This window comes from Paracoccus denitrificans (assembly GCF_900100045.1).
GTDB lineage: Bacteria > Pseudomonadota > Alphaproteobacteria > Rhodobacterales > Rhodobacteraceae > Paracoccus > Paracoccus denitrificans.
Genome location: NZ_FNEA01000009.1, coordinates 69,676 through 93,947 on the forward strand (window position 1 = coordinate 69,676; position 24,272 = coordinate 93,947).

The 24,272-nt window shown below is 66.2% G+C and carries 23 protein-coding genes; 9 read left to right on the top strand and 14 right to left on the bottom strand.

The features are described 5' to 3' along the window. Positions 1-117 precede the first annotated feature (117 nt). Positions 118-1,548 carry an NAD-dependent succinate-semialdehyde dehydrogenase gene (locus BLT64_RS09535; RefSeq protein ID WP_011746570.1) on the top strand — a complete coding sequence of 477 codons (1,431 nt, stop codon included), beginning with the start codon at positions 118-120 and terminating at the stop codon, positions 1,546-1,548. Between the two features lie 61 nt (positions 1,549-1,609). On the opposite strand, the gene BLT64_RS09540 is transcribed toward BLT64_RS09535, so the two are convergent. The 7 genes from BLT64_RS09540 to BLT64_RS09565 all read right to left on the bottom strand — a co-directional run bounded on the left by BLT64_RS09540 (position 1,610) and on the right by BLT64_RS09565 (position 7,897). Next, positions 1,610-3,463 carry a sigma-54-dependent Fis family transcriptional regulator gene (locus BLT64_RS09540; protein ID WP_011746571.1) on the bottom strand — a complete coding sequence of 618 codons (1,854 nt, stop codon included), beginning with the start codon at positions 3,461-3,463 and terminating at the stop codon, positions 1,610-1,612. Between the two features lie 49 nt (positions 3,464-3,512). Next, complete coding sequence (locus BLT64_RS09545; RefSeq protein WP_011746572.1) at positions 3,513-4,055, bottom strand: flavin reductase family protein; 543 nt, start codon at positions 4,053-4,055, stop codon at positions 3,513-3,515. Positions 4,056-4,272: 217 nt separating this feature from the next. Continuing rightward, positions 4,273-5,193 carry an MsnO8 family LLM class oxidoreductase gene (locus BLT64_RS09550; RefSeq protein WP_011746573.1) on the bottom strand — a complete coding sequence of 307 codons (921 nt, stop codon included), beginning with the start codon at positions 5,191-5,193 and terminating at the stop codon, positions 4,273-4,275. 67 nt (positions 5,194-5,260) lie between these two features. Next, positions 5,261-5,530 carry a hypothetical protein gene (locus BLT64_RS27120; protein ID WP_011746574.1) on the bottom strand — a complete coding sequence of 90 codons (270 nt, stop codon included), beginning with the start codon at positions 5,528-5,530 and terminating at the stop codon, positions 5,261-5,263. Further along, complete coding sequence (locus BLT64_RS09555; RefSeq protein ID WP_011746575.1) at positions 5,530-6,069, bottom strand: sugar phosphate isomerase/epimerase family protein; 540 nt, start codon at positions 6,067-6,069, stop codon at positions 5,530-5,532. The genes BLT64_RS27120 and BLT64_RS09555 overlap by 1 nt, the downstream gene beginning before the upstream one ends. 14 nt (positions 6,070-6,083) lie before the next feature. After that, a complete protein-coding gene (locus BLT64_RS09560; RefSeq protein ID WP_011746576.1) occupies positions 6,084-6,881 on the bottom strand; it encodes a sugar phosphate isomerase/epimerase family protein in 798 nt (265 codons plus the stop codon). Further along, on the bottom strand, positions 6,878-7,897 hold the full coding sequence (locus BLT64_RS09565; protein WP_049792344.1) for a TIGR03571 family LLM class oxidoreductase: 1,020 nt from the start codon (positions 7,895-7,897) through the stop codon (positions 6,878-6,880). The genes BLT64_RS09560 and BLT64_RS09565 overlap by 4 nt, the downstream gene beginning before the upstream one ends. Positions 7,898-8,046: 149 nt before the next feature. On the opposite strand from BLT64_RS09565, the gene BLT64_RS09570 reads away from it, so the two are divergent. Next, positions 8,047-8,949, top strand: coding sequence for a LysR family transcriptional regulator (locus BLT64_RS09570; protein ID WP_011746578.1), 903 nt, complete (start codon positions 8,047-8,049; stop codon positions 8,947-8,949). 10 nt (positions 8,950-8,959) lie between these two features. Here BLT64_RS09570 and BLT64_RS09575 read toward each other — a convergent pair whose 3' ends face one another. Next, positions 8,960-9,601: a TetR/AcrR family transcriptional regulator gene (locus BLT64_RS09575; RefSeq protein WP_164901600.1), complete on the bottom strand. Its 642-nt coding sequence runs from the start codon at positions 9,599-9,601 to the stop codon at positions 8,960-8,962. Positions 9,602-9,711: 110 nt separating this feature from the next. Here BLT64_RS09575 and BLT64_RS09580 point away from each other — a divergent pair, with 110 nt between their 5' ends. Together BLT64_RS09580 and BLT64_RS09585 are read left to right on the top strand one after the other, a co-directional pair. Further along, a complete protein-coding gene (locus tag BLT64_RS09580; RefSeq protein ID WP_041529698.1) occupies positions 9,712-11,640 on the top strand; it encodes an FUSC family protein in 1,929 nt (642 codons plus the stop codon). Positions 11,641-11,786: 146 nt separating this feature from the next. Next, complete coding sequence (locus tag BLT64_RS09585) at positions 11,787-12,131, top strand: alpha/beta hydrolase (RefSeq protein WP_011746581.1); 345 nt, start codon at positions 11,787-11,789, stop codon at positions 12,129-12,131. Here BLT64_RS09585 and BLT64_RS09590 read toward each other — a convergent pair. The 6 genes from BLT64_RS09590 to BLT64_RS09615 form a co-directional block, all read right to left on the bottom strand. Then, positions 12,128-13,141, bottom strand: coding sequence for an ABC transporter ATP-binding protein (locus tag BLT64_RS09590; protein ID WP_011746582.1), 1,014 nt, complete (start codon positions 13,139-13,141; stop codon positions 12,128-12,130). The two genes, BLT64_RS09585 and BLT64_RS09590, sit on opposite strands and share 4 nt — an antisense overlap. Next, positions 13,138-14,136: an ABC transporter ATP-binding protein gene (locus tag BLT64_RS09595; RefSeq protein WP_011746583.1), complete on the bottom strand. Its 999-nt coding sequence runs from the start codon at positions 14,134-14,136 to the stop codon at positions 13,138-13,140. Before BLT64_RS09595 ends, BLT64_RS09590 begins: the two co-directional genes overlap by 4 nt. Beyond that, positions 14,136-15,008 (bottom strand): ABC transporter permease, encoded by an 873-nt coding sequence (locus BLT64_RS09600; RefSeq protein WP_011746584.1) that lies wholly within the window; start codon positions 15,006-15,008, stop codon positions 14,136-14,138. Before BLT64_RS09600 ends, BLT64_RS09595 begins: the two co-directional genes overlap by 1 nt. Beyond that, entirely contained in the window at positions 15,008-15,943 is a 936-nt protein-coding gene (locus tag BLT64_RS09605) for an ABC transporter permease (protein ID WP_011746585.1), read from the bottom strand. The genes BLT64_RS09600 and BLT64_RS09605 overlap by 1 nt, the downstream gene beginning before the upstream one ends. A gap of 17 nt (positions 15,944-15,960) precedes the next feature. Beyond that, positions 15,961-17,550: an ABC transporter substrate-binding protein gene (locus tag BLT64_RS09610; protein WP_011746586.1), complete on the bottom strand. Its 1,590-nt coding sequence runs from the start codon at positions 17,548-17,550 to the stop codon at positions 15,961-15,963. A gap of 80 nt (positions 17,551-17,630) precedes the next feature. Beyond that, positions 17,631-18,317, bottom strand: a complete 687-nt coding sequence (locus BLT64_RS09615; protein ID WP_011746587.1) for a GntR family transcriptional regulator — start codon at positions 18,315-18,317, stop codon at positions 17,631-17,633. A gap of 92 nt (positions 18,318-18,409) precedes the next feature. Between BLT64_RS09615 and BLT64_RS09620 the strand changes: the two genes are divergently transcribed. From BLT64_RS09620 to BLT64_RS09640, 5 genes are read left to right on the top strand one after another with little or no spacing between them, the layout of a single operon-like run. Then, positions 18,410-19,405, top strand: coding sequence for an Ldh family oxidoreductase (locus BLT64_RS09620; RefSeq protein ID WP_041529699.1), 996 nt, complete (start codon positions 18,410-18,412; stop codon positions 19,403-19,405). Between the two features lie 25 nt (positions 19,406-19,430). Then, positions 19,431-20,687, top strand: a complete 1,257-nt coding sequence (locus tag BLT64_RS09625) for an iron-containing alcohol dehydrogenase (RefSeq protein ID WP_011746589.1) — start codon at positions 19,431-19,433, stop codon at positions 20,685-20,687. Continuing rightward, complete coding sequence (locus BLT64_RS09630) at positions 20,684-22,162, top strand: NAD-dependent succinate-semialdehyde dehydrogenase (protein ID WP_011746590.1); 1,479 nt, start codon at positions 20,684-20,686, stop codon at positions 22,160-22,162. Before BLT64_RS09625 ends, BLT64_RS09630 begins: the two co-directional genes overlap by 4 nt. A 37-nt stretch (positions 22,163-22,199) precedes the next feature. Continuing rightward, positions 22,200-23,351 carry a mandelate racemase/muconate lactonizing enzyme family protein gene (locus BLT64_RS09635; protein WP_011746591.1) on the top strand — a complete coding sequence of 384 codons (1,152 nt, stop codon included), beginning with the start codon at positions 22,200-22,202 and terminating at the stop codon, positions 23,349-23,351. A gap of 58 nt (positions 23,352-23,409) precedes the next feature. Then, the gene (locus BLT64_RS09640; protein ID WP_011746592.1) at positions 23,410-24,267 is read left to right on the top strand and encodes a fumarylacetoacetate hydrolase family protein; all 858 of its coding nucleotides are present in this window, start codon (positions 23,410-23,412) and stop codon (positions 24,265-24,267) included. Positions 24,268-24,272: the final 5 nt, after the last annotated feature.

Consider the following 24,272-nt stretch of genomic DNA (forward strand, 5'->3'; position numbering starts at 1 on the left):
CGTCCGAGGCCCTCGGGACCGGATCGCGGACCCAGTCCGAAATTTCTCAAGGGCGACTCTGACCGCCGGGCGGGACAGGATTCGCGTGGCAAGATTACTCATAACCGAGAGGCTGGCATGCATACACAAGCGGGGTTGATCATCGGCGGCGAAAGTCGCGCAACGGGCAGCGAGGGGGTGCTGGAAATCACCGATCCCGCCACCGACGAGGTGCTGGCAAGCCTGCCGAAGGCGGGCCTTGCCGAGGTGGCCGAGGCAACCGAAGCCGCACTTCAGAGCTTTGCCGACTGGTCGGCGGTGTCGCCCTATGACCGATCGAAGGTCTTGCGCCGCGCCGCGGACCTGATGCGCGCAAGAACCGAAGAGGCGGCCCGCTGCCTGACCCTGGAACAGGGCAAGCCGCTGGCCCAGGCGCGGATCGAATGGGCAAGCTCTGCCGATCTGCTGGACTGGTTCGCGGAAGAGGGTCGCCGCGCCTATGGCCGCATCATCGCCGGCCGTGTCCCCAACGCCGATCTGCGGGTTCTGCGCAAGCCGGTGGGTCCGGTGGCCGCCCTGTCGCCCTGGAACTTTCCCGCCTGGGGCGTGATGCAGAAGATCGCGCCTGCGCTGGCCGCGGGCTGTTCGGTCGTGGCGAAGCCGTCCGAGGCCACGCCCGTCACCACCTGGCACATCGCCATGTGCCTTCTGGAAGCCGGCCTGCCGCCACGGGCGATCAGCGTGATCTGGGGCAGCTCGTCGCTGATCTCGGATGCGCTGATCAAGTCGCCCGAGATCCGCAAGGTCAGCCTGACCGGCTCGACGCGGGTGGGGCGCATCGTGGCCGCCCTGGCCGGCGAGCATCTGAAGAAGGTCACGATGGAGCTGGGCGGCCACGCGCCGGTCATTGTCGCGGCGGATGCGGACATGTCGAAGCTGATCCCGCTTGCCGCGCAGTGGAAGTTCCGCAATGCCGGGCAGGTCTGTGTCTCGCCGACCCGCTTCTTGGTCGAGGATGCGGTCTATGACGATTTCGTCGATGGTCTGGCGCAAGCCGCCGCGCGGGTGAAGGTCGGCAACGGGCTGGACGAAAGCACGGCCATGGGCCCGCTATGCACGCGCAACCAGCGCAATGTGATCTCGGCCATGGTGGCGGATGCGCGGGCCCGGGGGGCGCGTGTCGTGGCCGGGGGTGATGCCATCGGCAATACCGGCAATTTTCACGCGCCCACCGTCGTGGCCGATGCCCATGCCGGGCTGATGGCCATGAATGACGAGCCGTTCGGACCGCTGGCGCTGGTCGCCCGCATGGGCTCGATCGACGAGGCGCTGGCCGAGGCGAACCGGATGCCGGTCGGGCTGGCTTCTTTCGCCTTCACCTCGAATGTCCATACGGCCGCCAGGATCACGCGGACGATCCGGGCCGGGATGCTGGGCATCAACCACTTCGCCCTGGGCCTGCCCGAAACACCCTTCGGCGGGATCCTCGACAGCGGCTTCGGATCGGAAGGCGGGATCGAGGGACTCGAGGCCTACACCTCGCCCATGCTCGTCTCGGCCATGGTCTGACACGGGACACCGCAAAGCGGGACGGCCGCCCGGTCAAGGCGGCCCTTCCCATGGGCGGTCGTCAGGCCTCTCCGCGGGCCTTCTGGATCTGGATCTTGCGATAGAGCGTGGCCCGCGACACGCCGAGATAGCGCGCCGTCAGCGACACGTTGCCGCCATTATAGCGAAGGGCCGCCTCGATCTTAGACGCCTCCGATTGCGATCGTGCCGTCAGGTCCTTGCGCGCGATCTCCTCGACGATATTGTCGGGCAGATGCTCCAGCCCGATCTGCTTGCCGTCGGCCAGGGCGACCGCATGTCTCAGGGTGTTGCGAAGCTCGCGCAGGTTGCCGGGCCAGTGATAATGCAGCAGGACCAGGCGTGAATCCTCGTCCAGTTCGACCTCCGGCCTGCCAAGGGCGTCGCGTTCGATGCGGAACAGATCCAGGATCGTGTCCTCCAGATCCGGCGCGCTGCGCAGCGGCGGCAATCCGATCTGCCCGCCCTTCAGCCGATGCACAAGATCAACCCGCATGAGGTTCTCGCGCGCCAGGTGTTCCAGGTCCTGGGCCGAGATCACGATGACGCCGATTCCGTTCGCCCCGGCCTGCCGGTCGTTTTCCAGCACCGCCAGCAGCGCGGTCTGGTGCTCGCCGTCCATCTCGTCGATCCTGTCCACCAGCAGGCAGGTCCGTTGTGCCGAGATTCGATGCTGCAGCAGCGCCGCCAGGTCGTCGCGGCTCTGCAACGATGCGCAGTCGATGAAGACGATCTGGCCGTCCTCGCCGAAACAGCAGCGCGCGACGGCCTTCGCGAAGGCGGTCTTTCCAGATCCCGGCTCGCCCGTGATGGCAAGAGGCAGCCCGGCGGACAGCAGCCGCTGCGCGCGGTCCAACGACTGCGAAAGGATCGGATTGATCCGCAAGGCTTCCTCGGCCAGATCGACCATGCCCAGCGCCGGCGTGGCCGGGCGCGCGGGAACCAGGCTGTTGCGGGTCGGCTGACGCGATTCCGGCAGGCAAAGAGCCGCCTGCAACGAGCGGCCGTGATAGTGCAGCGTGATCGGCGCACCGGGGCGAACGTCGAAAATCGACTGATCCATCTCGAACAGCTCCTCGACGGACCGCCCCGCCAGCTTTCCGGCATCCTGGCCCAGGATGCGCGACGTAACCGAGGAGGCGGACGTCACCTTGCCGTTCTCGTCCAGCGCCAGCCGTCCCTCTTCCGCGATGTCGGCCACGCCGACGCCCCCGTCCACGATCCGCAGCATCAGGTTGCGGCGGTTCATGCGGGCGAAATAGCCGTTCTCGATCCGCCGCGCCGATCGTTCGACGATGTTCTGTACCATGCGGTTCATGCGCGCATCCGCGTGACGCGCCGTGGTCACGTTGATTACGCTGTCGATGGCTCCGTTGCGGCCCAGAACCGGCGCGGTCAGGCATGTCAGCCGCTGGATGGCCGAACCGTAATGCTCGGTGCCGGCGATGGTTACGGGCTTGCCCACCCGCAGACAGGTGCCCACGCCGTTGGTGCCCTGCTGATCCTCGGCCCAGATTGAGCCGGGGATGACCCCGGATTCGGCAAGCTCGCTCAGATACTGATAGTCGCAGCGAAACAGCACCATCGCCCCCTGCGGCGAGGCCAGCGACACGAGATATTCGCTGTCCACCAGCCGCCGGAACAGCCGCTCGACCTCGGGTTCGGCGATGCGCATGAACTCCTCGCGCTGCTCCATCAGCATCTGGATCTCGGAATGGCTGAGGACGGCGGCCTTCGGCACCGCGTCGGGCAGCAGGTTGTAATCCGTCAGGCAGCGTTTCCACGACTGTTCGACCACATCCGGCAAACGACCGTCCGCCTCACCGCGCGAGCGGAGTATGTTCGAGATTTCGCTGGACAACGGATCAGCGAATCCGCGTAGCTCTGTCTCCCACATCGTGCCCCTCCCAAGACAGTTGACGTGCCGGTCCTAGCTGCTGCCGGACCTATACATATTCTCGACCCGCAAGCCTCGCAGCGCGTCCATTTATCCACATCAGGGGATCGCGTCCGCCGGTGCCGTCATTTCCCAGTCTAACGCCGACAATTCTGCCGATAAAGACTGTCTGGTCCTCGTGGTCATGCGCGCCCTGGACATCGCAGAAATAGCTTGTCAGCGCGCTGCCCAGATAGGGCAGGCAGAATGGTCCCACCGACCAGCAGCCCGTCGCGAAGCGCGATGTCCGGCGATCGCTTCTGCTGAAGCGATCCAGCAGGTCGATCTCGTCGGCGGCGATCTGGTTCAGGCAGAAATAGTTGCTGTCCAGGATCGCCGGATAGGCCGAGGCGCTATGCTTGACGGCCACGATCATCGCCGGCCGATAGGTCGAGAACGGCACCGCCGTGGTAACGGCGATGCCATGGTTCATCCCCGCCCGGTCCCTTGCCGTCAGGATGGATACGTTCACCGCCGTCCCGCGCAGCGCGGTGCGAAGGCTCTCGCGAAACTCTGGATCGCCGTCAAGACAGGGGAACGAGAAGCTCGGCATTGATATCTTCCAGGCTGCGGCCGATGGGCGGATCGCGGCCTCTGGTCAAGCCTATTCATCGAATCGCCATGGCGCCACGTTTATTCTGACACCGCGATGTGTCTCATCGAGTCTGAAATGAGACAGTCGCCCCCGACGCCCCGCTTCATGGCCAGCACCCGGCGATCACGACAGGGCCTCCGCCACAAGCTGATAGGAACGGCAGCGCGCTGCCGGATCATGGATAAGGGCGTCGATGATCAGCTCGTCCGCGCCCGTCGCGCTGATAAAGCTGGACAGCCATCGTCCGACCTGCGTCTTGTTGCCGACAACGGAACAGGCCATCGCCTGCTGCAAGCCCTGTTTTTCCCGGTCGGACAGCGTCGCCAGATAGCCTTCCTGCGGGTGCGGCAGCGGGCAGGGGCGGCCCTTGTGCAGCATGTTGACCCAGTGGAAATGCGAACTGGCGAGGAAGGCGGCTTCTTCCTCGGTATCGGCGGCGAAGGCATTGACGCCCGCGATCACATGGGGCTTGGCCGAGCCCCTCGGAGGGTCTGAAATTCTCGCGGTAATAGGCAATCGCATTCATCAGCAGATGCGGCGCGAAATGCGACGCGAAGGCATAGGGCAGGCCAAGGCGGGCGGCCAGTTCGGCGCTGAACATGCTGGGACCCTGAAGCCAGACCGGCACGTGATGCCTGCCCGGAATGCCGCGCACGGGCTGGCGGCCGTTGTCCTGCAGATAATCGGCCAATTCCGCGATGTCGCTCTCGAAATCCCGTTCGGGGGCCAGGCCGCGCAGCGCCCTTACGCTTAGCCCGGCGGCACCAGCCGCGCGGCCGATGCCCAGGTCGATCCGTCCGGGAAACATAGTCTCGAGCGTTGCGAACTGTTCGGCCACCACCAACGGCGAGTGGTTCGGCAACATGATCCCGCCCGACCCGAGACGCAGGCGGGATGTCACGCCTGCAAGATGCTGGACAAGCAGGGTCGTCGCCGACGATGCGATGCCGGGAAGATCGTGGTGTTCAGCAATCCAGTAGCGGCGATAGCCATGCTGCTCGACATGCCGGGCAAGCATGGCGGCATCGGCCAGGGTGTCGGCGAAGGTCTTGTCTTCGCCGATCATCATGAGATCCAGAACGGAAAGGGGAATCATATGCGCCTCATTGATGGGGCTGACGGCACCCGGACATGGCCGCCGACGGAAAAGCTGAAGGATCCGGTTACGGTCGCGGCACGATCTCGGCCCAGCCCGGATTGGCCTGAAGGCGCCGGTCGAGGGCGCGCATCGCCGCAAGGCAACGGTCCAGCTTGGAATAGACGTCGCCGCAATAGTCCCAGCCGAGAATGCCGAGGCTGCCGGTATAGCCGATGCGATCCAGCGCAGCGACCACAGCGAAATTCTCAAGCTCGCCGCGATCGACAGGCTCCATCGTCGCGACCCCGCCCCAGCCCAGTGGCGAAAGCGCGCTGCCCGACAGCACCACCTGCATCAGCCAGGGCTTGATCGCGGCGAGGCGTTCCTCCAGCCTGCCCTCCTGCTGGCATACCAGTGATAGCCGTTGAAGGACGCACCCAGCAGGGGGTGGTCGAAATACTCGCACAGACGGACGACCTCGCTGGTGGTCTGGGTGACATGCCGCAGATGGGGATAGAGCGCGATCCGCAGGCCGCGACGCTCGGCGATCGGCAGCAGCGCTTCGATGTTGCGCAGGATGGCGGCCTCGCCGTTCAGCGAGGTCTGCACGGCCAGTTCGATCAGCTCCACCCCCTCGACGGATTCGATGATCCGGCGGATGATGGCGTCGTTGCGCCCCTCGTGCAGCACGGCATAAAGGGCGGCGACATCCAGGCCGTGGCGTTCCTTGACCGTGGGCAACAGCGAAAGATCGGTCATGGGCTGACCGCCCCAGGCCGAGACCGTGATGCCGTCATAGCCGAGTTCGGCCAGCATTTCGCATTGCGATTCGAAGGCATAGACCCCCATCGAGGTATAGAAGAACGAATCGAGCGCGTGGACGGGATGGGACATGGGGCGACCTCCTGTCAGGTCAGTTGCGTCATGACGGCCCAGCCCGGATGCGCGGCCAGCCGCGCCTCCATCGAGCGGAAGGCGGTCATCGAGCGTTGCAGATTGCCATAGACATCGCCGCCCATGCTTTCCCAGCCCAGCACGCCGCAGCGTCCCTTGAACCCGCGCCGCTCGAGCGCGCCGAGCAGCACGAAATTGTCCATCTCGCCCTCGTCGAGCGGCTCGATGGTGGCCAGCCCGCCCCAGCCCAGGGGCGACATGCGGCATCCGGCAAGATTGACCTGCCGCAGCCACGGCCACAGCGCGTCGAGACGCGCATCCAGCGATCCTTCCTGCATCGCATACCAGTGATAGCCATTGAACACGATGCCCAGGGCCGGGTGATCGAAGCGCTGGCACAGGGCAACGGCCTCGGTGGTCGTCTGCATCCCGTAGCGGCCGTGCGGATACAGCGCGATGTCGATGCCCCGGCGTTCGCAGATCGGCAACAGACGCTCGATCATCCGCAGGTCGGCATCCGTGACGCCATCGCCGGAATCCAGCGCCAGTTCGATCCGCGTGCAGCCTTCGGCGGTTTCGAAAATGCGGGTGACGAAATCTTCAAGCCCCCTGCCATAGATCAGGTAGATCGCGCCCACATCCAGCCCCCATCGCGGCTTCACCGAGGCCAGCGCGTCCAGCTCCTTGCTCCAGGCCGAAACGGTGAGGCCCTGATAGCCGAGTTCGGCCAGCATCTCGCATTGGGCGGCCAGCGGATAGGTCCCCAGCTTGGTCTGGAAGATGAAGTCCATGTGGTGAAGCGGCAGGTTCATGCGCGGCCCCCGGCGGCGGTGGCTTTGTTGACTTCGGGCTCGTGGCTGGGGAACAGCGGCAGCAGATGGGTGCCAAGCTCGTCGATGACTTCCGATGCCGGCCGCCGTTGCGGCTTGAAATGCAGGCCGACATGCGAGACGCCAATGTCCTGCTGGCGAAGCCACAGCTCGCGCAGGGCGTTTCGGCCGCCGCGAAGGACGCGGCCCGGCTGTATCGGCATGTCCGGGTCGCGGTCCAGATCGAACAGCGTTCCATAGCCATAGGGCTTGAACACATTCGCCGGGCTGGCGGCGCGCCATTGCCGGATGATGTCGGGAATGCGCGCGGGGCTGGCGATATAGGACAGGATGCCGTCGGTATTCTGGGCGGTCCAGTCCAGCGACTGACCGGCATGGCCGATGATGATGGTCGGCAGGCGCGGCGCCGCCGGTTTCGGCACCAGATCAAGCCCACCGTCCAGCATGCCGTAGAAATGCGAGGCATGGACCGGCCAGGCCTGCTCGGTCGTGGCCCGGATCATGGCAAGCGCGTCGCGAAAGCGATCGGCGCGATTGTCATAGTCGATGCCGAAGGCCGGATATTCGACCGCACGGTCGCCGGTGGCCAGTCCCAGCAGGAAACGTCCGCCCAGCAACTGGTCGATCGTGGCAGCCTGCTTGGCGACGATCAGCGGATCGCGCAACGGCAGCACGATGCCTGCGGTGCCGATCGCGATCTTCCGGGTGACGGCCGCCAGATAGCCCGCATAGACCAGCGGATCGAGAACCTGGCCGACATCACCGAAATTGGGGTCATGGAACGGCACGTCGCGCAGCCAGATCGCGGAAAATCCGGCTTCGTCCACCTTTTGCGCCATAGTAGCGTGACCGACCAATGTCGGGCCCACGCTGTCGGGATAGCTTTCAAGCGGCGCGATGAAGCCGAATGTCAGGCGTCCGGGCTGGAAAACGCGCGAATAGCCGCGATGCGTGGCAAGTTCGGGTGCCAGGGCGCCCAGTGTGGCAGTTGTTGTCATGTCGATTCCACTTTCGGGATATGCGGCGCAGCGGTCGCGCATCCCTTTTCCGGTTGTCATTGCGGACTGGATATAACGCGCGGCCTGTTATAGAAAAATGGTCCGCTGTTCCGAACATATCGGAATTTTATGCCATTATCGGATCGGACATGAACTCTTTCGGAACACTCGCCGCATTCGTGCATTCGGCGGAAACGCGCAGCTTCACCGAAGCCGGACGCAGGCTGGGCATCTCGTCCTCGGCCGTCGGCAAGACTGTGGCGAGGCTGGAGGAAGAGCTTGGCGTGCGGCTGTTCCACCGCTCGACCCGCGCCATCACGCTGACGGCCGAAGGATGCCGGTTCCTTGATCGGTGCTACCGCATCTTTGCCGAATTCGACGACGCGAAAAGAGAGCTGACGCAGGCCGCCGGCAAGCCGCAGGGGAAACTGCGCGTCGGGCTGCCGCAGATCGGCATCCACCTGATGCCCCATCTGATCGCCTTCCAGCGGACATTCCCCGAAATCGAGCTGGAGCTAGATTTCAGCGACAGGCTGGTCAACCTGGTCGAGGAGGGTTTCGATGCGGTCATGCGCATCGGCGAGCTGAACGATTCCCGGCTGACCATGCGCAGGCTGGACGGCTATCATCACCGGCTTGTGGCCGCGCCCGCCTATCTTGCGCACCGCGGCACCCCGGATCGGCCGGCAGAGCTGATGGATCACGCCTGCCTGCGCTATCGCTATCCGACCACCGGCAAGCTGGCGCCCTGGCCATTGAACGGGCGCGGCGGCGCGCCCAGCATCGACCCGCCCCAATCCTCGGTCACCAACAGCATCGATTCCCTGCTGGAGATGGTGCAGGCGGGGCTGGGCATCGCCCTGCTGCCCGACTTCATCGTCGCGGATGCCGTCGCGGCCGGCCGGCTGACGGTGGTGCTGGACCGGCATGGGCAGGATCGGCGCGACTTCTGCATCCTGTGGCCCTCCAGCCGTCACACCGCGCCGAAGATCAAGGCATTCGTCGATTTCATGGTGTCGCGTCTGGGCGCGGCCGGGGCGCTGCAGCGCTGACCCTGCGACATTATTCGGCGCGGAATGCCCGCATGAAAAGATCGACACAGGATGCCAGATAGATGTCGAGCGCCTGCTCGTCCCTGCCGGGCGGCAGGTCGAGCAGGGCCCTCATATGTTCGTTTCCCCGGACCATGGCCAGAAACTGTTCCGCCGCCATGCGCGGCGCGGGAATGGCGAACACGCCCTGATCGCAGTATCGTTGCAGCAGAGCGTCGACCTGCCGCACGGCGGCCTGTGGCCCGGTGTCGAAAAAGGCCGTCGCGGCGCGGACATCCCTGGCGCGCGGCTGGCAGAGCAGATGCAGCTGCTGGATCGTGGCGGCTGCGGTGATCGCCTTCAGATAGCGTTTGGCGATCTGGGCCAGCACCTGCCGGGGCTCGGCATCCAGAGGGAATTGGTCCACATGCGGCAGGTGGTCGATCAGCAGATTGTTCCGAACCTGGTGGAACAGCACCATCTTCGAGGCGAAATGCTGATAGAGCGCCATCTTGGACGTGCCCGCGCGCATGGCGATGCGTTCCATGCGCGCACCCTCCAGCCCCTCGTCAAGGAACTCGGCCTCGGCGGCTTTCAGGATCCGTTCGCGCAACCCGGCGTCTCGGGGCTTTCCCCGGCCCCGACCGGCCGGGCTTTCCTGTTTCGCAGCCATGCCGTTCCTATTTACCTTACCCGTCGGTTCTGAAAATAGGAGAGCCTGCATCTCCCGGCAACTCCCTTCCGGTCGTCATGGCCAGATGGACAGCCTTTCGGAACGGCCCGATGACAAAGCTGAACGGCGCCCTGCGTGATCCGCATATCCGGGCAACCGCCCTTCGACTGACCCTGGCCGCCATGATCGCCATGGTGGTGGCGACCGGGCTTGGCCTGCAGAATCCGTGGTGGGCCGCGATGGCGACATGGATGATCGGCCAGCCGCCCCGCGGATTGCTGCTGGAGCGCAGCGTCGCCCAGTTCGCCGGAACGCTTCTGGGCGCGGCCGCCGGGGTGGCCATCACGCTTGCGGGGAACCCGTCTCTCCAGCTTGCATGGCTTGCGCTTTGGCTGGCCCTCTGCTGCGGCCTGACCAATGCGATGCGGCATCAGCGCGCCTATGGGGCGGCCCTTGCCGGGCTGACGGCCAGCGTCGTCGTGACCCTGACCACGGGGACCGAGATCGCCCCCGTCAGCTTCGCCGGCGCCCGCATCGCCGATACGCTGATCGGGATCGGGGCAGCGCTGGCCGTGGGCTTCATGTTGCAACCCCGCGCGCGCGCCCAAACCTTGTCGGCGCGCTCGGCGACCGTGCTGGCCGATGGTCTGCGCCTGGTCGGGATGGCGCTGCAACAGCATCAGACCGATCTCGTGGCACGAGAGTCGGCCTTTCTCTCGACCCTGGCCGCGATCTCGGCGGGTGCCGAGGATGCCGCCGCCGGATCGCTCAGGGCCCGGCGCGGCCTGCGGCCGCTGAACACGATATTCGCGTCGCTGCTGGATCTGATCGTCGTGGCCCGGATGATCCGCAAGGCATCGGAAAGCCGATCCATCACGCGGCAGGCCGACCTGGCGGCGCTGCGCGCGGAGCTGGAGCGCGCGGCGGATGCCCTGCAGGAGACCGGCAAGCTCGACCCGCTTCCCGCCCTCGGCATGGCCGAACGGATTGCAGCCGACCATGCGGAACTCAAGGCCATCCTCGGCAGCTTCGCGGCCGAATTGCGCGAGATCGCCCAAAGCCACCAAGCGCTGGCCCATCCCGGCCGCACCGTCTGCGCCGCGCGCCTGCATCCGCAGCCGGATCTGACCGGGCTGCGGCGCGCGATGGCGCGCGGCTTTCTGGCGATCGCGGCATCCGCCCTCGTCTGGACCGTGACCGGCTGGGAGGCCGGGCGGTTCCTGGTCCTTGGCGCGTCCATTTTCACCGTGCTGTTCGCAACGCTGGACCAGCCCCTGCCGCTGGTTCGCCAGGGGTTGATCGGCGGCGCGGTCGCGGCGCTGGCGGCCGTCGCCTGGCGGCTGGACGTCGTGCCGTTTGCAGAGGTCCCGTGGTTTTCGCTGTTGCTGGCGCTTCCCTTGTTCTGCGCCGCCTCCTTGCTTCAGGCCAGCCGGGCGACGATTTTCGCCGGCCTGACCTTCAACATGTTCTTCGCCGTCCTGGCGCGTCCGGTGGACATGCTGCCATCCTCGTCGCAAGTCGTCGTGGCCAGCGCGGCCATGCTGATCCTGGGCGTGGCGATCAGCGACTTCTTCTATCGCTGGGTGCTGCCGATGGATGTCGATCGCCGCCGCCGCCACATCGAGGCCTCGATCCGGCGCGAGATCGTGTCTGTCAGCCTGCGCGCCGGAACCCCCTGGGCCGAGCGCCACCTGTCGCGGCTGCGCCATCTGGTCCTGGAAATGGTGATGCGCGCGCGGGCGGATACCGAGGTGGTCGGGAACGCGGTCGCCGCGCTGTCCCTGGGTCATATCGCGATGCGGCTGGGACAGATCGCGCATCAGGAAACGCCCGCAGCCGATGGTGGCGCGATCACGAAGGATTGCCTTCGGAGACTGGCAAACCCGATCTCAGACCCTGCCGCCTGTGGCCGCGAAATCCTGAAGGCAAACCAGGCGGTTCCGGCCGAGACCGCGACCTCTGCCGTTCGGCTTGCGCATCTGATGGCGCGCGAACTGGTCGATCACCCGAAGGTCTTCACAAGCAGCACCGCGACGTGAAGGGCGTTTGGGCTAGGCCGAAGGCGGTGGGCACAACCGCGATTGCGCACAAAATGGGCGTCATCTGAACCATTCCCCGGACCGCGCCGCCCGCCAAGGCCTGACTAAGTAGAAAAGAACGGTAAGCGGGGCTAGGTTACCGTCGGTTGCGTCGTCTTCGCACGGACGATCCGGCCGGCGTCGAGACGACCCTGGCCAGCTTCGCGGCAACCTCCGTCGATGGCCATGCCGGCTGTTGCGCGGCGCTTGCCGAGGCGGATCTGCGGGACCAGCTTCACCGGATCGCCCATCCGCTGCTGGCGGTTTCCGGCGATGACGACCCGGTCTGCCCGCCCGCCGAGCTGGCCGCGATCGCGGATGGCGTGCAGCATGGTCGCCACCTGTCCCTGCCGGGGCGGCATATCGTCAGCCCGGAATCGGCCCTGCAATTCAATGCCGCCCTGGAGGAGTTCCTGAAAGCCGGGCCCGCGCGCGGCGGTGGCACGCGCTAGGACGAAAGCGTTTCGGTGGCCTTTATCGTTATCGGAAACGGCCTGGCAAAGTGACACGCCGCGCGCTGTTCGCCGGCGACGGCGGCAAGTGCGGGCCTTTCCCGTCGGCAGCGTTCCTGCGCGATGGGACATCGCGTGTGAAAGCTGCACCCCGGAGGGATATTCGTCGGGCTGGGCACATCTCCGCCCAGGATCAGCCGCTTGCGGCGCTTGACCCGGCCGATTTCGGGTGCGGCGGACAGCAGCGCCTGCGTATATGGGTGCTGCGGGGCCTCGTAGATCTGTTCTTTCGGGCCGATTTCGACGATGCGCCCCAGATACATCACCGCCACGCGGTCGGCGATGTGGCGTACCACGGCCAGGTCATGGGCGATGAACAGCGAGGCAAAGCCCTTTTCGGCCTGCAGATCCTGCATCAGGTTGATGATCTGCGCCTGGATCGACACATCCAGCGCCGAGACCGGCTCATCCGCCACGATGAAGCGCGGCGAGACCGAGATGGCGCGGGCGATGCAGATCCGCTGGCGCTGCCCGCCCGAGAATTGCCGCGGATTGCGATCCATCACGGATGTCGGCAAGCCGACCTGGCGCAAGAGCTCTGCGACCTTCTCGCGGCGGTCGCGCTTGCCCGTGACGGTGCCGAAGACATCCATGGGCTCGGCGATGATCTGCGCGATCGTCCGGCGCGGCGACAGCGAGCCATAGGGGTCCTGGAACACCATCTGCGCATTGCGGCGGAACTGGCGCATCTGCCGGCGCGACAGGGCGGTGATTTCGGTACCGTCCAGCCAGACCCTTCCCTCGCTTGGTTCGATCAGGCGCAAGAGCAGGCGGCCGAGGGTCGATTTTCCGCAGCCGGATTCGCCCACCACGGCCAGGGTTTCGCCAGCCTTCATCGTCAGGTCGATGCCGTCCACCGCCCGCACCGCGGCGCGCTTGCCCCCCAGCAGGCCGCCGCCACCTTCGAAGGTCTTGCCCAGTCCTTCAACCCTGAGAATATCGGCCGTCATGCGATTGCCTCCGCTGTCATTGGGGTGTCTGCCGTGACCCAGCAGGCCGCCCGCTGATCGCGGCCGCGCGGCGTCAGTGCGGGCATTTCCCGGGTGCAGATGTCGCGTTTCAGCTCGCAACGCGGTGCGAAGGGGCAACCCGCCTTGATGGTGCCGGGCGGCGGGACCGAGCCGGGTATCTGATAAAGCCGCCGCGCGCTGGTTTCCAGCGACGGCACCGCGCGCAGAAGGCCGCGGGTATAGGGGTGCTGCGGATTGTCGAACAGGTCGTCAACCGTCGCCGTCTCGACCACATGGCCGGCATACATGACCACGATCCGGTCGCACAGCTCCGAGATCACGCCAAGATCGTGCGAGATCATCAGCACCGCCGTGCCCAGCCGCTGCCGCACTTCGCGCAGCAGGTCCAGGACCTGCGCCTGGATGGTCACGTCCAGCGCGGTCGTCGGTTCATCCGCGATCAACAGGCGCGGATTGCAGGCGACGGCGATGGCGATCATGACGCGCTGGCGCATCCCCCCGGACATCTGGTGCGGATAGGCCTTCATCCGCGCCTGGGGATCGGGGATGCCCACCAGGCGCAGCAGCTCGATCACGCGCGCCCGCCTGTCTTCTCGGGACATTTGCTGGTGCAGCATGATCGCCTCGGCGATCTGCGCCTCGACCGTCATCACCGGGTTCAGCGAACTCATCGGTTCCTGGAAGATCATGGCGATGTCGCGACCGCGGATCTCCGGCATCCGGTCCGATGGCAGCGCCAGCAGGTCGCCATGCCCTTCCAGCCGGATCCGGCCACTGGTCAGGCGGGCCGATGCCGGCAGAAGCCGCATGGTCGCCAGCGAGGTCATCGACTTGCCCGATCCACTTTCGCCGACCAGCCCGACCGCCTCGCCCGCCGCGACTGACAGGCTGACGTGATTGAGCACACGCACCGGATTACTGATCGGACCGAATTCCAGCGTCAGGTCGGATATTTCAAGCAGTGGTTCAGCCATTATTTGATCTCCGGATCCAGTGCATCGCGCACGGCGTCACCGATGGTCGAGATCGCCAGCACGACGATGGTGATCGCAAGCCCCCCGGTCAGGATCGGCCAGGGCGTGGCGAACATGTTGCCAAGGCCCTCGCGGATGATGTTGCCCCATGACGGCGCGGGCGGTTGCGTGCCGATGCCAAGAAAGCTGAGCGTGGCTTCAAGCCGGATGGCCGAGGCGCTCCACAATGTCATCAGCACCACGATCGGCGCCGAGATATTGGGCACGACATGGCGAAAGATGATGACCGGCGTGGAGACGCCCGAGGCGATCGCGGCCTCGATATAGGGCTCCTGCTTGACGGCCAGCGTCGATGCGCGGGCGACCCGCGCGAAGCCGGGGGTGAAGGCGATGGTCAGGACGGCGACCACGTTCCAGAACCCGCCGCCAAGCGCCGCCGCGACCAGGATGGCCAGCAACAGTTCGGGAAAGGCCAGCAGCATGTCGATGATGCGGGTGACGACCCGGTCGATCCAGCCGCCGAAATAGCCTGCGGTGACGCCCAGGAACGTGCCCGCGATGGCCGCGAAAACCGGCGACAAGAGGCCGAAGATCAGCGAGTTGCGCGACCCGTAGATCAATCGCGACAGCAGGTCGCGCCCGAACTGGTCGGTACCCAGCAGATAGTCGGACGAGGGCATCGCATTGATGGCGATGAAGCTTTGGGCCATCGGATCCCTGGGCGCGATCCAGGGCGCCAGGATGGCGATGACGGCAAAGACAAGCACCGTTGCCAGGGAAATGATGACGGCGGGCCGTCCGGCCACCACCTCGCCCGCCAGACGGCGCAGCCGGGGGGCTTCGGGCAGCGGGATTGCTTCGGAATTGGCCATTATTGCACCCGGATCCTGGGGTCGATGATGACGTAAACCAGTTCCATCAACAGGTTCACGACGACGACGGCGGCGGCGAAGACCACGACGCCCGCCTGGACGATGGGATAGTCGCGCTCGGTGATGGCGGTGATCAGCAGCTTGCCCAGGCCGGGGCGATTGAACACCAGCTCGACCGCGACCGAACCCGACAGCGTTGACAGGATCGACAGGCCCAGCCCGGTCGAAAGCGGCAGCAGGGCATTGCGCAGCGCGTGGCGATAGATCACCCGGTTTTCCCGCGCGCCCTTCGCGCGGGCGGTGCGCACGAAGTCGCGGCCCAGCACTTCGAGCAGCGCGGTGCGGGTCAGGCGGCCGAGAAAGGCGACCTTCAAGAGTGCCAGCGTCAGCGCGGGAAGGACCAGGTGATGCATCCGGTCGGCGAAACCGTCGCCGGCCCCGCTGATGGGAAACCAACCCAGCGACAGCGAGAAGACGATCAGCAGCACCGCGCCCAGATAGAAATCCGGGATCGCATAGCCCAGCAGGGAAAACACCCGAAACCCCGCATCGGGCGCGCGGTTGCGATTCAGCGCCGCCATGACGCCCAGGGGAATGCCGCCCATGATGCCCAGAAGAACCGCCGCGATGGTCAGCTCGACCGTATAGCCGAGATTCGAGACCAGCAGCTGCGCCACCCGTTCGCCCGACATCAGCGATGCGCCGAAATCGAAGGTCAGCATGTCACGCATGAAATGCAGATATTGCAGCCACAATGGATCGTTCAGGCCAAAGCGTTCGCGAAACTGCGCGATGGCCTCGGGCTGGGCGCCGTCGCCAAGCGCGGCCAGCGCCGGATCGCCGGGCAGGACGCGCATGGCCAGGAAGACCAGCGTCAGCACCAGCAGCATGGTCGGCACGGCATCAAGCAGCCGTGTCAGGATATAGCGTGTCATGTAACCTCCGGTCGCGCTCAGGCGCGCTGCGCCAGATCCAGGCGCCAGCGCGCATAGCCGCTTTCGACCTGGTAGCCGATATCGACTGCGGGATTGCGGACGATGGCATAGCCAAGGTTGCCGACCCCCATAAGGGGCAGATCCTCTTGCACCTTCTTCTCGATCTCGCGTCCGATCGAGGAATATTCCTCGACCGTGGTGGCCTGGCGCATCGCCTCGATCCGGTCGTCCACGCCGGGCATGGCGATGCCGTAATGGCTGAAGTTGTCGCCGCCGGTCCCATCGGATTTCACCACCGCCGCAGAGGACAGGTAGCGCGACATGTATTCCAGCGGCACCGGGGGAAGGCTTTGCGAATACAGCACCAGCGAGTTGGCATCCTGCCGATTGGCGCCGTGGAAGGCCGCGTGATCCATGATGTTCAGGTTCATGTTGATCCCGGCCGGGCGCATCAGCTCTTGCAGGATCAGCATGATCGAGCGGTAATCCTCGCGTTGGCTGATGCTGGCGGTGAAGTTCAGCCCGTTTCCGTGCCCGGCCTCGGCCAGCAATTCGCGCGCGCGATCGGGATCGTAATCATAGCGCAGATCCTCGGGCAGATCTTCCGCGGCCCAGCCAGAGGGATAGTCGGGCGGCGAGAGCGTCCATGTCTGTGCGCCGAACGGGGCCAGCGCCTGGGCGACCACCGCGCTGTCGATCGCGGTGGCGACCGCCTTGCGCACCAGCGGATTGTCGAAGGGTGCCTTGGTCAGGTTGAAGAAAAGGGTGTTGAAGGATCCCGGCTGCGTCTGATCGACGATCAGCGCGTCGTTCTGCTGCCGGATCTGCTGCACCCATCCGGGCGCGCGCACCGCCTCGATCATGTCCACGTCGCCCGACATCAGCGAAAGCGTCCGCGAGGTCGTATCCGAGGTATAGAGGAAGTCGATCCGCGCGGTCTTCGGAGGCTCGCCCCAATAGCCGTCGAAGCGCAGGGTATTGACGCCGCTGCTTGACATGCGTTCGACCGCATAGGGGCCGGTGCCGACGGGTTCCTTGCCGAAATTCTCGCCCTTCTCCTCGACCGCGCTCTTGCACACGATCAGCGAACTGGGGATCGAGATCACGCCCCCCAGGAAAAACGGATCCGGCCCGTTCAGCGTGAACGTCACCTCGTCGGGGCCCGAGGCGGCGACGCCCCGCACATTGGCATAGGATGCCGTGGCGATGCCTTCACGCATGGCGCGTTCGAAGGTGAACACCACGTCCTCGGGGGTCAGCGTGCCATGGCCGCCGTGGAACGCGACATCCCTGCGCAGCTTGAAGGTCCATGTCCGGGCATCGTCGGACTTGGTCCAGCTTTCGGCAAGCATCGGGCGATATTCGTCGTCCTGGGTCGCGAATCTGCCATTCGGCGGCGAGACGAGATGCTCATAGACTTGGAGGTTGACCCAGTTGTCGGCCCCGAGCGTGCTGAAGATCGGGTCGATCGCGCGCGGCGATGTGGCGGCAAGCGCGATGCGGATCGGGCGGTCCGATCCCTGCGCGCGCAGCAGTCCCGGACCGGCAAGGCTTGCCGCTGCCGCCGCGACGGACATGTGCAGGATTCTGCGACGATTGATCAGCATGTATTCCTCCCTTGTTGCCCCTTCGGGGCTGATGCCATCCGGCCGGATCTCTCCTGCGATCGCGGGCCGGTGGGTTCTGATTAACGTCTGCCGGTGAAGCGCTTCCTCGATTCCAGGACATGCCGCCGCATCGCCTCCTCGGCGGCGGCGCTGTCTCGGGCGACGATGGCCGCGACGATGGCCGCATGTTCGTCATTCGCCTCGGCGGTCACGCTGGCAAGGTAGAACAGCCGGAACAGATGCACATGCGTGTAGAGCCGGGACAGGGCGTCGCGCACCAGCTCGTTGCCGCTGCCCTGCGCGATCAGGTCGTGAAACTGCCCGTCCGCCGCGGCGAATTCGCCATAGCTTTCCTTGCCGTCCGGGTGAATTTCATCCATGCGGGCATCCAGCGCGACCAGCCGGGCGATGTCGTCGTCATCCATATGCACCGCGGCGCGCCCGGCCGCATAAGGCTCCAGCAGCAGGCGCAGATCATAAAGCTGCTCCAGCCGCTGCTCGTCTATCTGGGACGCGGCGCTGTAGCCGATCAGGTGGGTCTTGACCACCAGACCCTGCGCTTCCAGCCGCGACAGCGCCTCGCGGATCGGGGTCTGCGACACGCCAAGCTCTCGAACGAGATTGTCCACCGAAATGCGCGCGCCGGGCGGAATTTCCAGCGCCATCAGCTGCGCATAAAGCGCCTCGTACACTTCGTCCCCCAGCCTGCCGGGGCGCTGGATAGAGCGCCCTTTCGGCCGGGGCTGATCCTTGGTGCGACTTGTCATCGTTCTGTCCGTTCGGTGTGCCTTGACGATTCGGTAATAGCAATTTACCCATGGCCTCGCAATCAAATATCCGATCGGATCGGAAACATGGCATGAAAATAGACGTAAAACAGCTGGAACGCACGGCGATGGCGGCGCTTTCGAAGCTGACCACGCGGGACCACGCCGCCCAACAGGTTGATCTGCTGCTGGAGGCGGACCTGCGCGGCGTCGCCTCGCACGGGATGCTGCGCCTGCCGCGAATCATCCGTCGCATCCGCAATGGCGTCGCCGATCCCGCGCAGACGGGCCGGCATGCCTGGCACGGCAGCGCGCTGTTGCAGGTGGATGGCTGTCATGGCCTGGGTCCGGTCGTGGCCAATGCCGCGATTGCCGCGCTGGAAAGCCGGATTTCGGAAACCGGGGTGGCGGTGGCGGCGATCCGCAACTCGAACCACCTGGGGATGCTGGGCTATTACGCCGAGCGCGCGGCATCGAAGGGTCTGACCATGATCGCGCTGACCACAAGCGAGGCGCTGGTTCACCCCTGGGGCGGCCGGCGCGCGATGATCGGCACCAATCCCATCGCCATCGGCTTGCCGACCGGCCGGAAGGGCCAGGCCGATATATTCATGATGGATGCGGCGACCAGCCTCGTCTCGATGGGTGAGATCCACGACCACGCCAATCGCGGCATGGCCATCCCCGAAGATTGGGCGCTGGATGCCGAGGGCCGCCCGACAACCGATCCCGACGCCGCCAAGTCGGGCGCCATCGCGCCCTTCGGCAAGGCCAAGGGTTACGCGCTGGGGCTGGCGTTCGAGCTGTTGGTGACAAGCCTTTCGCGCGCCGCCATCGGGCGCGACGTGACAGGCACGCTGGATGACACGACCACCTGCAACAAGGGCGACCTGTTCATCCTGATCGACGGGCCGGGCTATGACCTGCGCCCCTATCTTCAGGCGCTGCGGGACGAGGTGCCGGCGCAGGGTTTCACGCAGGTGACGATCCCCGGCGAGCGGGGCAGGGCGGCGCGCGACCAGCGCCTGCGCGAAGGTGTCGATCTGCCCGAACAGCTCTGGCGGGAAATAGGCGATCTGGCGCGCTAGCGGCGGAACAATTGGGAGGACAGGAATGGATTTCACGAATTTGGGCGTCATGCGCGCGCCGCGGCATCTGGTCTTCGGCGCGGGTCAGCGCGGCGCGCTGGCGCGCCATGCCGGTGTATTTGGAACCCGCGCATTGATCGTCACCGATACCCGCATGGCGCGGGACAAGGATTTTCTTCAGATGCGGCAGGCCCTGGAGGCGCAGGGCATCGCCACGCAGGTCTTCGACGGCGTGGCCGCGGAATTGCCGCTGTCCTGCATCGAGGCCGGGGCCAAGGCCGGGCGGGCGGCCGGTGCCCGGATGATTATCGGCATCGGCGGTGGCAGCTGCCTGGATGCCGCCAAGATCATCGGCCTCTTGCTGAGCCATGGCGGCGCGCCGCAGGATTATTATGGCGAATACAAGGTTCCCGGTCCGATCATGCCGCTGATCCTGCTGCCCACCACCTCGGGAACGGGATCCGAGGTGACGCCGGTTGCCGTGCTGGACGACCCGCAGCGGGCCATGAAGATCGGCATTGCCAGCCCGCATCTGATCCCCGAGATCGCGATCTGCGACCCGGAGCTGACGCTGAGCTGTCCGCCGGGCCTGACCGCGGCCTCGGGCGCGGACGCCATGACCCATGCGATCGAGGCGTTCACGACCCTGCGCCGTCCCGCCGATTCCGGCCTGTCGCTGGATCATGTTTTCATCGGCAAGAATGCGATCAGCGACAGCCTGGCGCTTGAGGCGATCCGCCTGATCGCGGCCAATCTGGCCCGCTGCGTCAGCCATGGCGATGACCTGGAGGCGCGCAGCGCGATGATGCTTGGCTCGACCCTGGCCGGGCTGGCCTTCGGCGTGGCCGGAACCGCGGCGGCCCATGCGATCCAGTATCCGGTCGGCGCGATGACGCATACCGCGCATGGGCTGGGGGTCGCGACCTTGATGCCCTATGTCATGGCGTGGAACCGCCCCAGTTGCGAGACCGATTTCGCCCGGATCGGCGCCGCGATGGGCCTGGCCGCGAGTGGCGACACCTCCCGCCAGGCCGAGGCCGCCATCGCCGCCATTGCCGCGCTTTTTGCGCAGGTGGGCATTCCCGCCACCATCGCCCAGCTTGGCGTCCCCGAGGACCGGCTGGACGAAATCGCGCGGCTGGCGCTCAGCGCCGAACGCCTCATCAAGAACAACCCGCGCATGCTTGACGCCGAAGGCATGGACCGGATCGTCCGGGCCGCGCATTCGGGCGATCTTGACCTGCTGACCGCCACATCGCCCCGAAAGGCTGCACTCCAATGAGCTATCACGACACCATCTCGCAAGAACTCGGCTTCGACCCGCAGGCGCTGCGCGGCGATCTGTGGATCGACGGTGGCTGGCGCAAGGGGCGCGGCGGCGATCCGATCGCGGTCATCGACCCCTCGACCGGGAACACGATCACGCGGATCGAGAATGCCAGCATCGACGATGCCATGGATGCCGTCGCCGCCGCCGAGGCCGCCCTGCCTGGCTGGGCCGCCACCCCGCCGCGCGTGAAATCCGAAATCCTGCGCCGCTGCTACGATCTGATGATCCAGCGCAAGGACATGCTGGCCCGGCTGATAAGCCTGGAAAACGGCAAGGCGCTGCCCGACGCCCAGGGCGAAGTGCTCTATGCCGCCGAATTCTTCCGCTGGTTCGCCGAAGAGGCGGTCCGGCTGAACGGCGAGATCTACACCGCGCCCTCGGGTGCGAACCGCATCATCGTCACCCACCGCCCGATCGGGGTCGCGGTGATGGTTACGCCCTGGAACTTCCCCGCCGCCATGGCCACCCGCAAGATCGCGCCCGCGCTGGCGGCGGGCTGCACCTGCGTGCTGAAGCCCGCGACGGAAACCCCGCTGACCGCCTATGCGCTGGCCGAGATCTATGCCGAGGCCGGTGTGCCGCCGGGCGTGGTCAACGTGCTGACCACCAGCCGTTCGGGCGCGACGGTCAGCGCGATGCTGCACGATCCGCGCGTCCGCAAGCTCAGCTTCACCGGCTCGACCGAGGTGGGGCGCAGGCTCTTGCACGAGGCGGCCGATACGGTCATCTCCTGCTCGATGGAACTGGGCGGCAACGCGCCCTTCATCGTCTTCGACGACGCAGATCTGGACCTGGCGATCGAGGGCGCGATGGTCGCCAAGATGCGCAACGGAGGCGAGGCCTGCACCGCCGCCAACCGTTTCCTGGTGCAGAAGGGCATCGCACCGGCCTTCGCCGAACGGCTTGCCGCGCGGATGGAGGCCATGACGCTGGGGGCGGGCTATGCCGGGGAAACCCTTTGCGGGCCGCTGATAAATCGTGAGGCGCTTGATCGCATCGCGGGCCTGGTGAGCGAGGCCGAAAGCCACGGTGCGAAGACCCTGACCGGCGGTCGCCCCCTGGACCGGCCGGGCTTCTATTTCCCGCCGACCGTCCTGACCGATGTGCCGCCCCAGGCCGAGATCACCGGCGAGGAAATCTTCGGCCCCGTCGCGGCCCTGGCCACCTTCGAGACCGAGGACGAGGCCATCGCCCGCGCCAATTCGACCGAATACGGGCTGATCTCCTATGTTTTCACCTCGGACCTGGCGCGGGGGCTGCGCGTGTCGGAACGGCTGGACAGCGGCATGGTGGGGCTCAATCGCGGCGTGGTCTCGGACCCGGCGGCGCCGTTCGGCGGCACCAAGCAAAGCGGGCTTGGCCGGGAAGGCGCCCATCACGGCATCCTCGAATTCTGCGAAGTCCAGTATATCGCCGCCAACTGGTGATCGAGGCAAGGCACAGCATCAAGGGAAGGAACGCGACATGAAAATCGCGAAAGTCGAGGCACTGAGCGTGGCCATGGGCGACGGCACCGGCTGGATGCCGACCAGCGCCTTCGTGCGCATCACCGCCGAGGATGGCACCGTCGGCTGGGGCGAGGCCTCGCCGATGCTGGGGGGCATCGCGTCCCTGGGGGTCGTCGCGCGCGACATCGCGCCGTTCCTGGAAGGCCAGGAGGTGCTGGATCACGCGGTCCTGCTGGACCGGATGATGCACCGGCTGGTCAAGCTGGGGCCGGAAGGCATCGCCACCGCCGCGCTGGCCGCCTGTGACATCGCCTTGTGGGATCTGAAGGGCAAGCTCTTGGGCCAGCCGATCTACAAGCTTCTGGGCGGGGCGTGGCGGACGCGGCTGCCCTGCTACAGCTCGATCGGCGGCAATGCCGCGCGCAGCGTGGACGAGGTGGTGCGCGAGGTCGCGCGCCGGGTCGAGGCGGAACAGCCGGCGGCCGTCAAGATCCGCTGGGACGGCGACCGCACCCGCTGCGATGTCGATATCCCCGGCGACATCGCCAAGGCCAGGGCCGTGCGCGAACTTCTTGGCCCCGACGCGGTGATCGGGTTCGACGCCAATAACGGCTATTCGGTCGGCGGCGCGATCCGCGTCGGCCGGGCGCTGGAGGATCTGGGTTACAGCTGGTTCGAAGAGCCGGTGCAGCATTACCATGTCGGCGCCATGGGCGAGGTCGCGCAGCGGCTGGACATCACCGTATCCGCCGGCGAACAGACCTATACCCTGCAGGCGCTGAAGGACCTGATCCTGTCCGGCGTGCGCATGGTGCAGCCTGACATCGTGAAGATGGGCGGCATCACCGGGATGATGCAATGCGCGGCCCTGGCCCATGCCCACGGGGTCGAATTCGTGCCGCATCAGACCCAGCCGGGCGTGGGGCATTTCGCCAATATCCATGTGCTGTCCACGCTGATGCACATGACCAAGCCCGTGGAGCTGGCCGACAGGTGGGATCGCGGGCGCCCGGTTTTCCGCAACCCCGCCGAACCCGTCGATGGCCATTTCGCCCTCGGCGACGCCCCCGGCCTTGGCATTGTCGTGGACGAGGACGAACTGGCCAGCCGCGCGACAGAGATCACCGTCGGACGGGACCAGCGCCCTCCGGCCGGCGGGCAGTATTGAGCCGGTTTCCTCATTCGGGACGACGGTTCAGGGAACAAGCGGATAACGGGGATGAGCGATGAGACTTTTCCGACATGGCCGGCCCGGCCGGGAACGGCCGGGACTGTTCGACATATCGGGCAAAATGCGCGACCTGTCGCCGGTCATCCCCGATTTCGATGCCGGCACCCTTTCGCCGCAGGGGCTGGCCCGGCTGGCGGGCCTTGACGCCCGAGGCCTGCCGCTGCTGCCCGAAGGCACCCGCTTCGGCGCCTGCACGGCCCGCCCCGGCAAGATCATCTGCGTCGGGCTGAACTATGCCAGCACGATGATCGAACTGGGCGTGCCGCGCCCCGAGGCGCCCTCGATCACGATCAAGCCCAGCTCGGCGCTGGCGGGGCCGGATGACGACATCGCCCTGCCGCGCGGCTCGACCGCCACCGATTGGGAGGTCGAGCTGGCCGCCGTCATCGGAACATATGCCCGGCATGTTTCGCCGCGGCGGGCGCTGGATAATGTCGCGGGCTACTGCCTTGCCAACGACCTGTCGGAACGTGACCACCAGCGCCACCATGGCGGCGAAAGCGTCAAGGGCCGGGGGCATGATGGCTTCGCGCGACTGGGTCCGTGGTTGGTGACGGCCGACGAAATCCCCGACCCGCAAGGCATTGATCTGTGGCTGCGGATCGACGGCAGGCGGATCCAGCAGGGATCGACCTCGGACATGCTGTGGTCGGTCGCGGAACTGATCGCGCATGTCTCGGACTATATGGCGCTGGAACCCGGAGACGTGATCCAGACCGGAACCCCCGCCGGAATCGGCATCGCGCAGAAGCCGCCGCGCTATCTGCGCGAAGGCAACCAGGTCAGCCTGGGCGGGTCCGGGCTGGGGATGCAGCGATGCCGGGTGGTGCGGCAGGTGATGCCCGGCAAGTAATCGTC

What these genes read in the sequence shown, in the direction of transcription:
- BLT64_RS09625 (WP_011746589.1), top strand. Translation starts at nt 19,431, where the DNA reads ATGGATTTCACGAATTTGGGCGTCATGCGCGCGCCGCGGCATCTGGTC.
- BLT64_RS09610 (WP_011746586.1), bottom strand. Translation starts at nt 17,550, where the DNA reads ATGCTGATCAATCGTCGCAGAATCCTGCACATGTCCGTCGCGGCGGCA.
- BLT64_RS09620 (WP_041529699.1), top strand. Translation starts at nt 18,410, where the DNA reads ATGAAAATAGACGTAAAACAGCTGGAACGCACGGCGATGGCGGCGCTT.
- BLT64_RS09545 (WP_011746572.1), bottom strand. Translation starts at nt 4,055, where the DNA reads ATGCCGAGCTTCTCGTTCCCCTGTCTTGACGGCGATCCAGAGTTTCGC.
- BLT64_RS09640 (WP_011746592.1), top strand. Translation starts at nt 23,410, where the DNA reads ATGAGACTTTTCCGACATGGCCGGCCCGGCCGGGAACGGCCGGGACTG.
- BLT64_RS09555 (WP_011746575.1), bottom strand. Translation starts at nt 6,069, where the DNA reads ATGTCCCATCCCGTCCACGCGCTCGATTCGTTCTTCTATACCTCGATG.
- BLT64_RS09540 (WP_011746571.1), bottom strand. Translation starts at nt 3,463, where the DNA reads ATGTGGGAGACAGAGCTACGCGGATTCGCTGATCCGTTGTCCAGCGAA.
- BLT64_RS09595 (WP_011746583.1), bottom strand. Translation starts at nt 14,136, where the DNA reads ATGGCTGAACCACTGCTTGAAATATCCGACCTGACGCTGGAATTCGGT.
- BLT64_RS09615 (WP_011746587.1), bottom strand. Translation starts at nt 18,317, where the DNA reads ATGACAAGTCGCACCAAGGATCAGCCCCGGCCGAAAGGGCGCTCTATC.
- BLT64_RS09570 (WP_011746578.1), top strand. Translation starts at nt 8,047, where the DNA reads ATGAACTCTTTCGGAACACTCGCCGCATTCGTGCATTCGGCGGAAACG.
- BLT64_RS09635 (WP_011746591.1), top strand. Translation starts at nt 22,200, where the DNA reads ATGAAAATCGCGAAAGTCGAGGCACTGAGCGTGGCCATGGGCGACGGC.
- BLT64_RS27120 (WP_011746574.1), bottom strand. Translation starts at nt 5,530, where the DNA reads ATGCAGGTGGTGCTGTCGGGCAGCGCGCTTTCGCCACTGGGCTGGGGC.
- BLT64_RS09605 (WP_011746585.1), bottom strand. Translation starts at nt 15,943, where the DNA reads ATGACACGCTATATCCTGACACGGCTGCTTGATGCCGTGCCGACCATG.
- BLT64_RS09565 (WP_049792344.1), bottom strand. Translation starts at nt 7,897, where the DNA reads ATGACAACAACTGCCACACTGGGCGCCCTGGCACCCGAACTTGCCACG.
- BLT64_RS09575 (WP_164901600.1), bottom strand. Translation starts at nt 9,601, where the DNA reads ATGGCTGCGAAACAGGAAAGCCCGGCCGGTCGGGGCCGGGGAAAGCCC.
- BLT64_RS09580 (WP_041529698.1), top strand. Translation starts at nt 9,712, where the DNA reads ATGACAAAGCTGAACGGCGCCCTGCGTGATCCGCATATCCGGGCAACC.
- BLT64_RS09590 (WP_011746582.1), bottom strand. Translation starts at nt 13,141, where the DNA reads ATGACGGCCGATATTCTCAGGGTTGAAGGACTGGGCAAGACCTTCGAA.
- BLT64_RS09600 (WP_011746584.1), bottom strand. Translation starts at nt 15,008, where the DNA reads ATGGCCAATTCCGAAGCAATCCCGCTGCCCGAAGCCCCCCGGCTGCGC.
- BLT64_RS09550 (WP_011746573.1), bottom strand. Translation starts at nt 5,193, where the DNA reads ATGATTCCCCTTTCCGTTCTGGATCTCATGATGATCGGCGAAGACAAG.
- BLT64_RS09630 (WP_011746590.1), top strand. Translation starts at nt 20,684, where the DNA reads ATGAGCTATCACGACACCATCTCGCAAGAACTCGGCTTCGACCCGCAG.
- BLT64_RS09535 (WP_011746570.1), top strand. Translation starts at nt 118, where the DNA reads ATGCATACACAAGCGGGGTTGATCATCGGCGGCGAAAGTCGCGCAACG.
- BLT64_RS09560 (WP_011746576.1), bottom strand. Translation starts at nt 6,881, where the DNA reads ATGAACCTGCCGCTTCACCACATGGACTTCATCTTCCAGACCAAGCTG.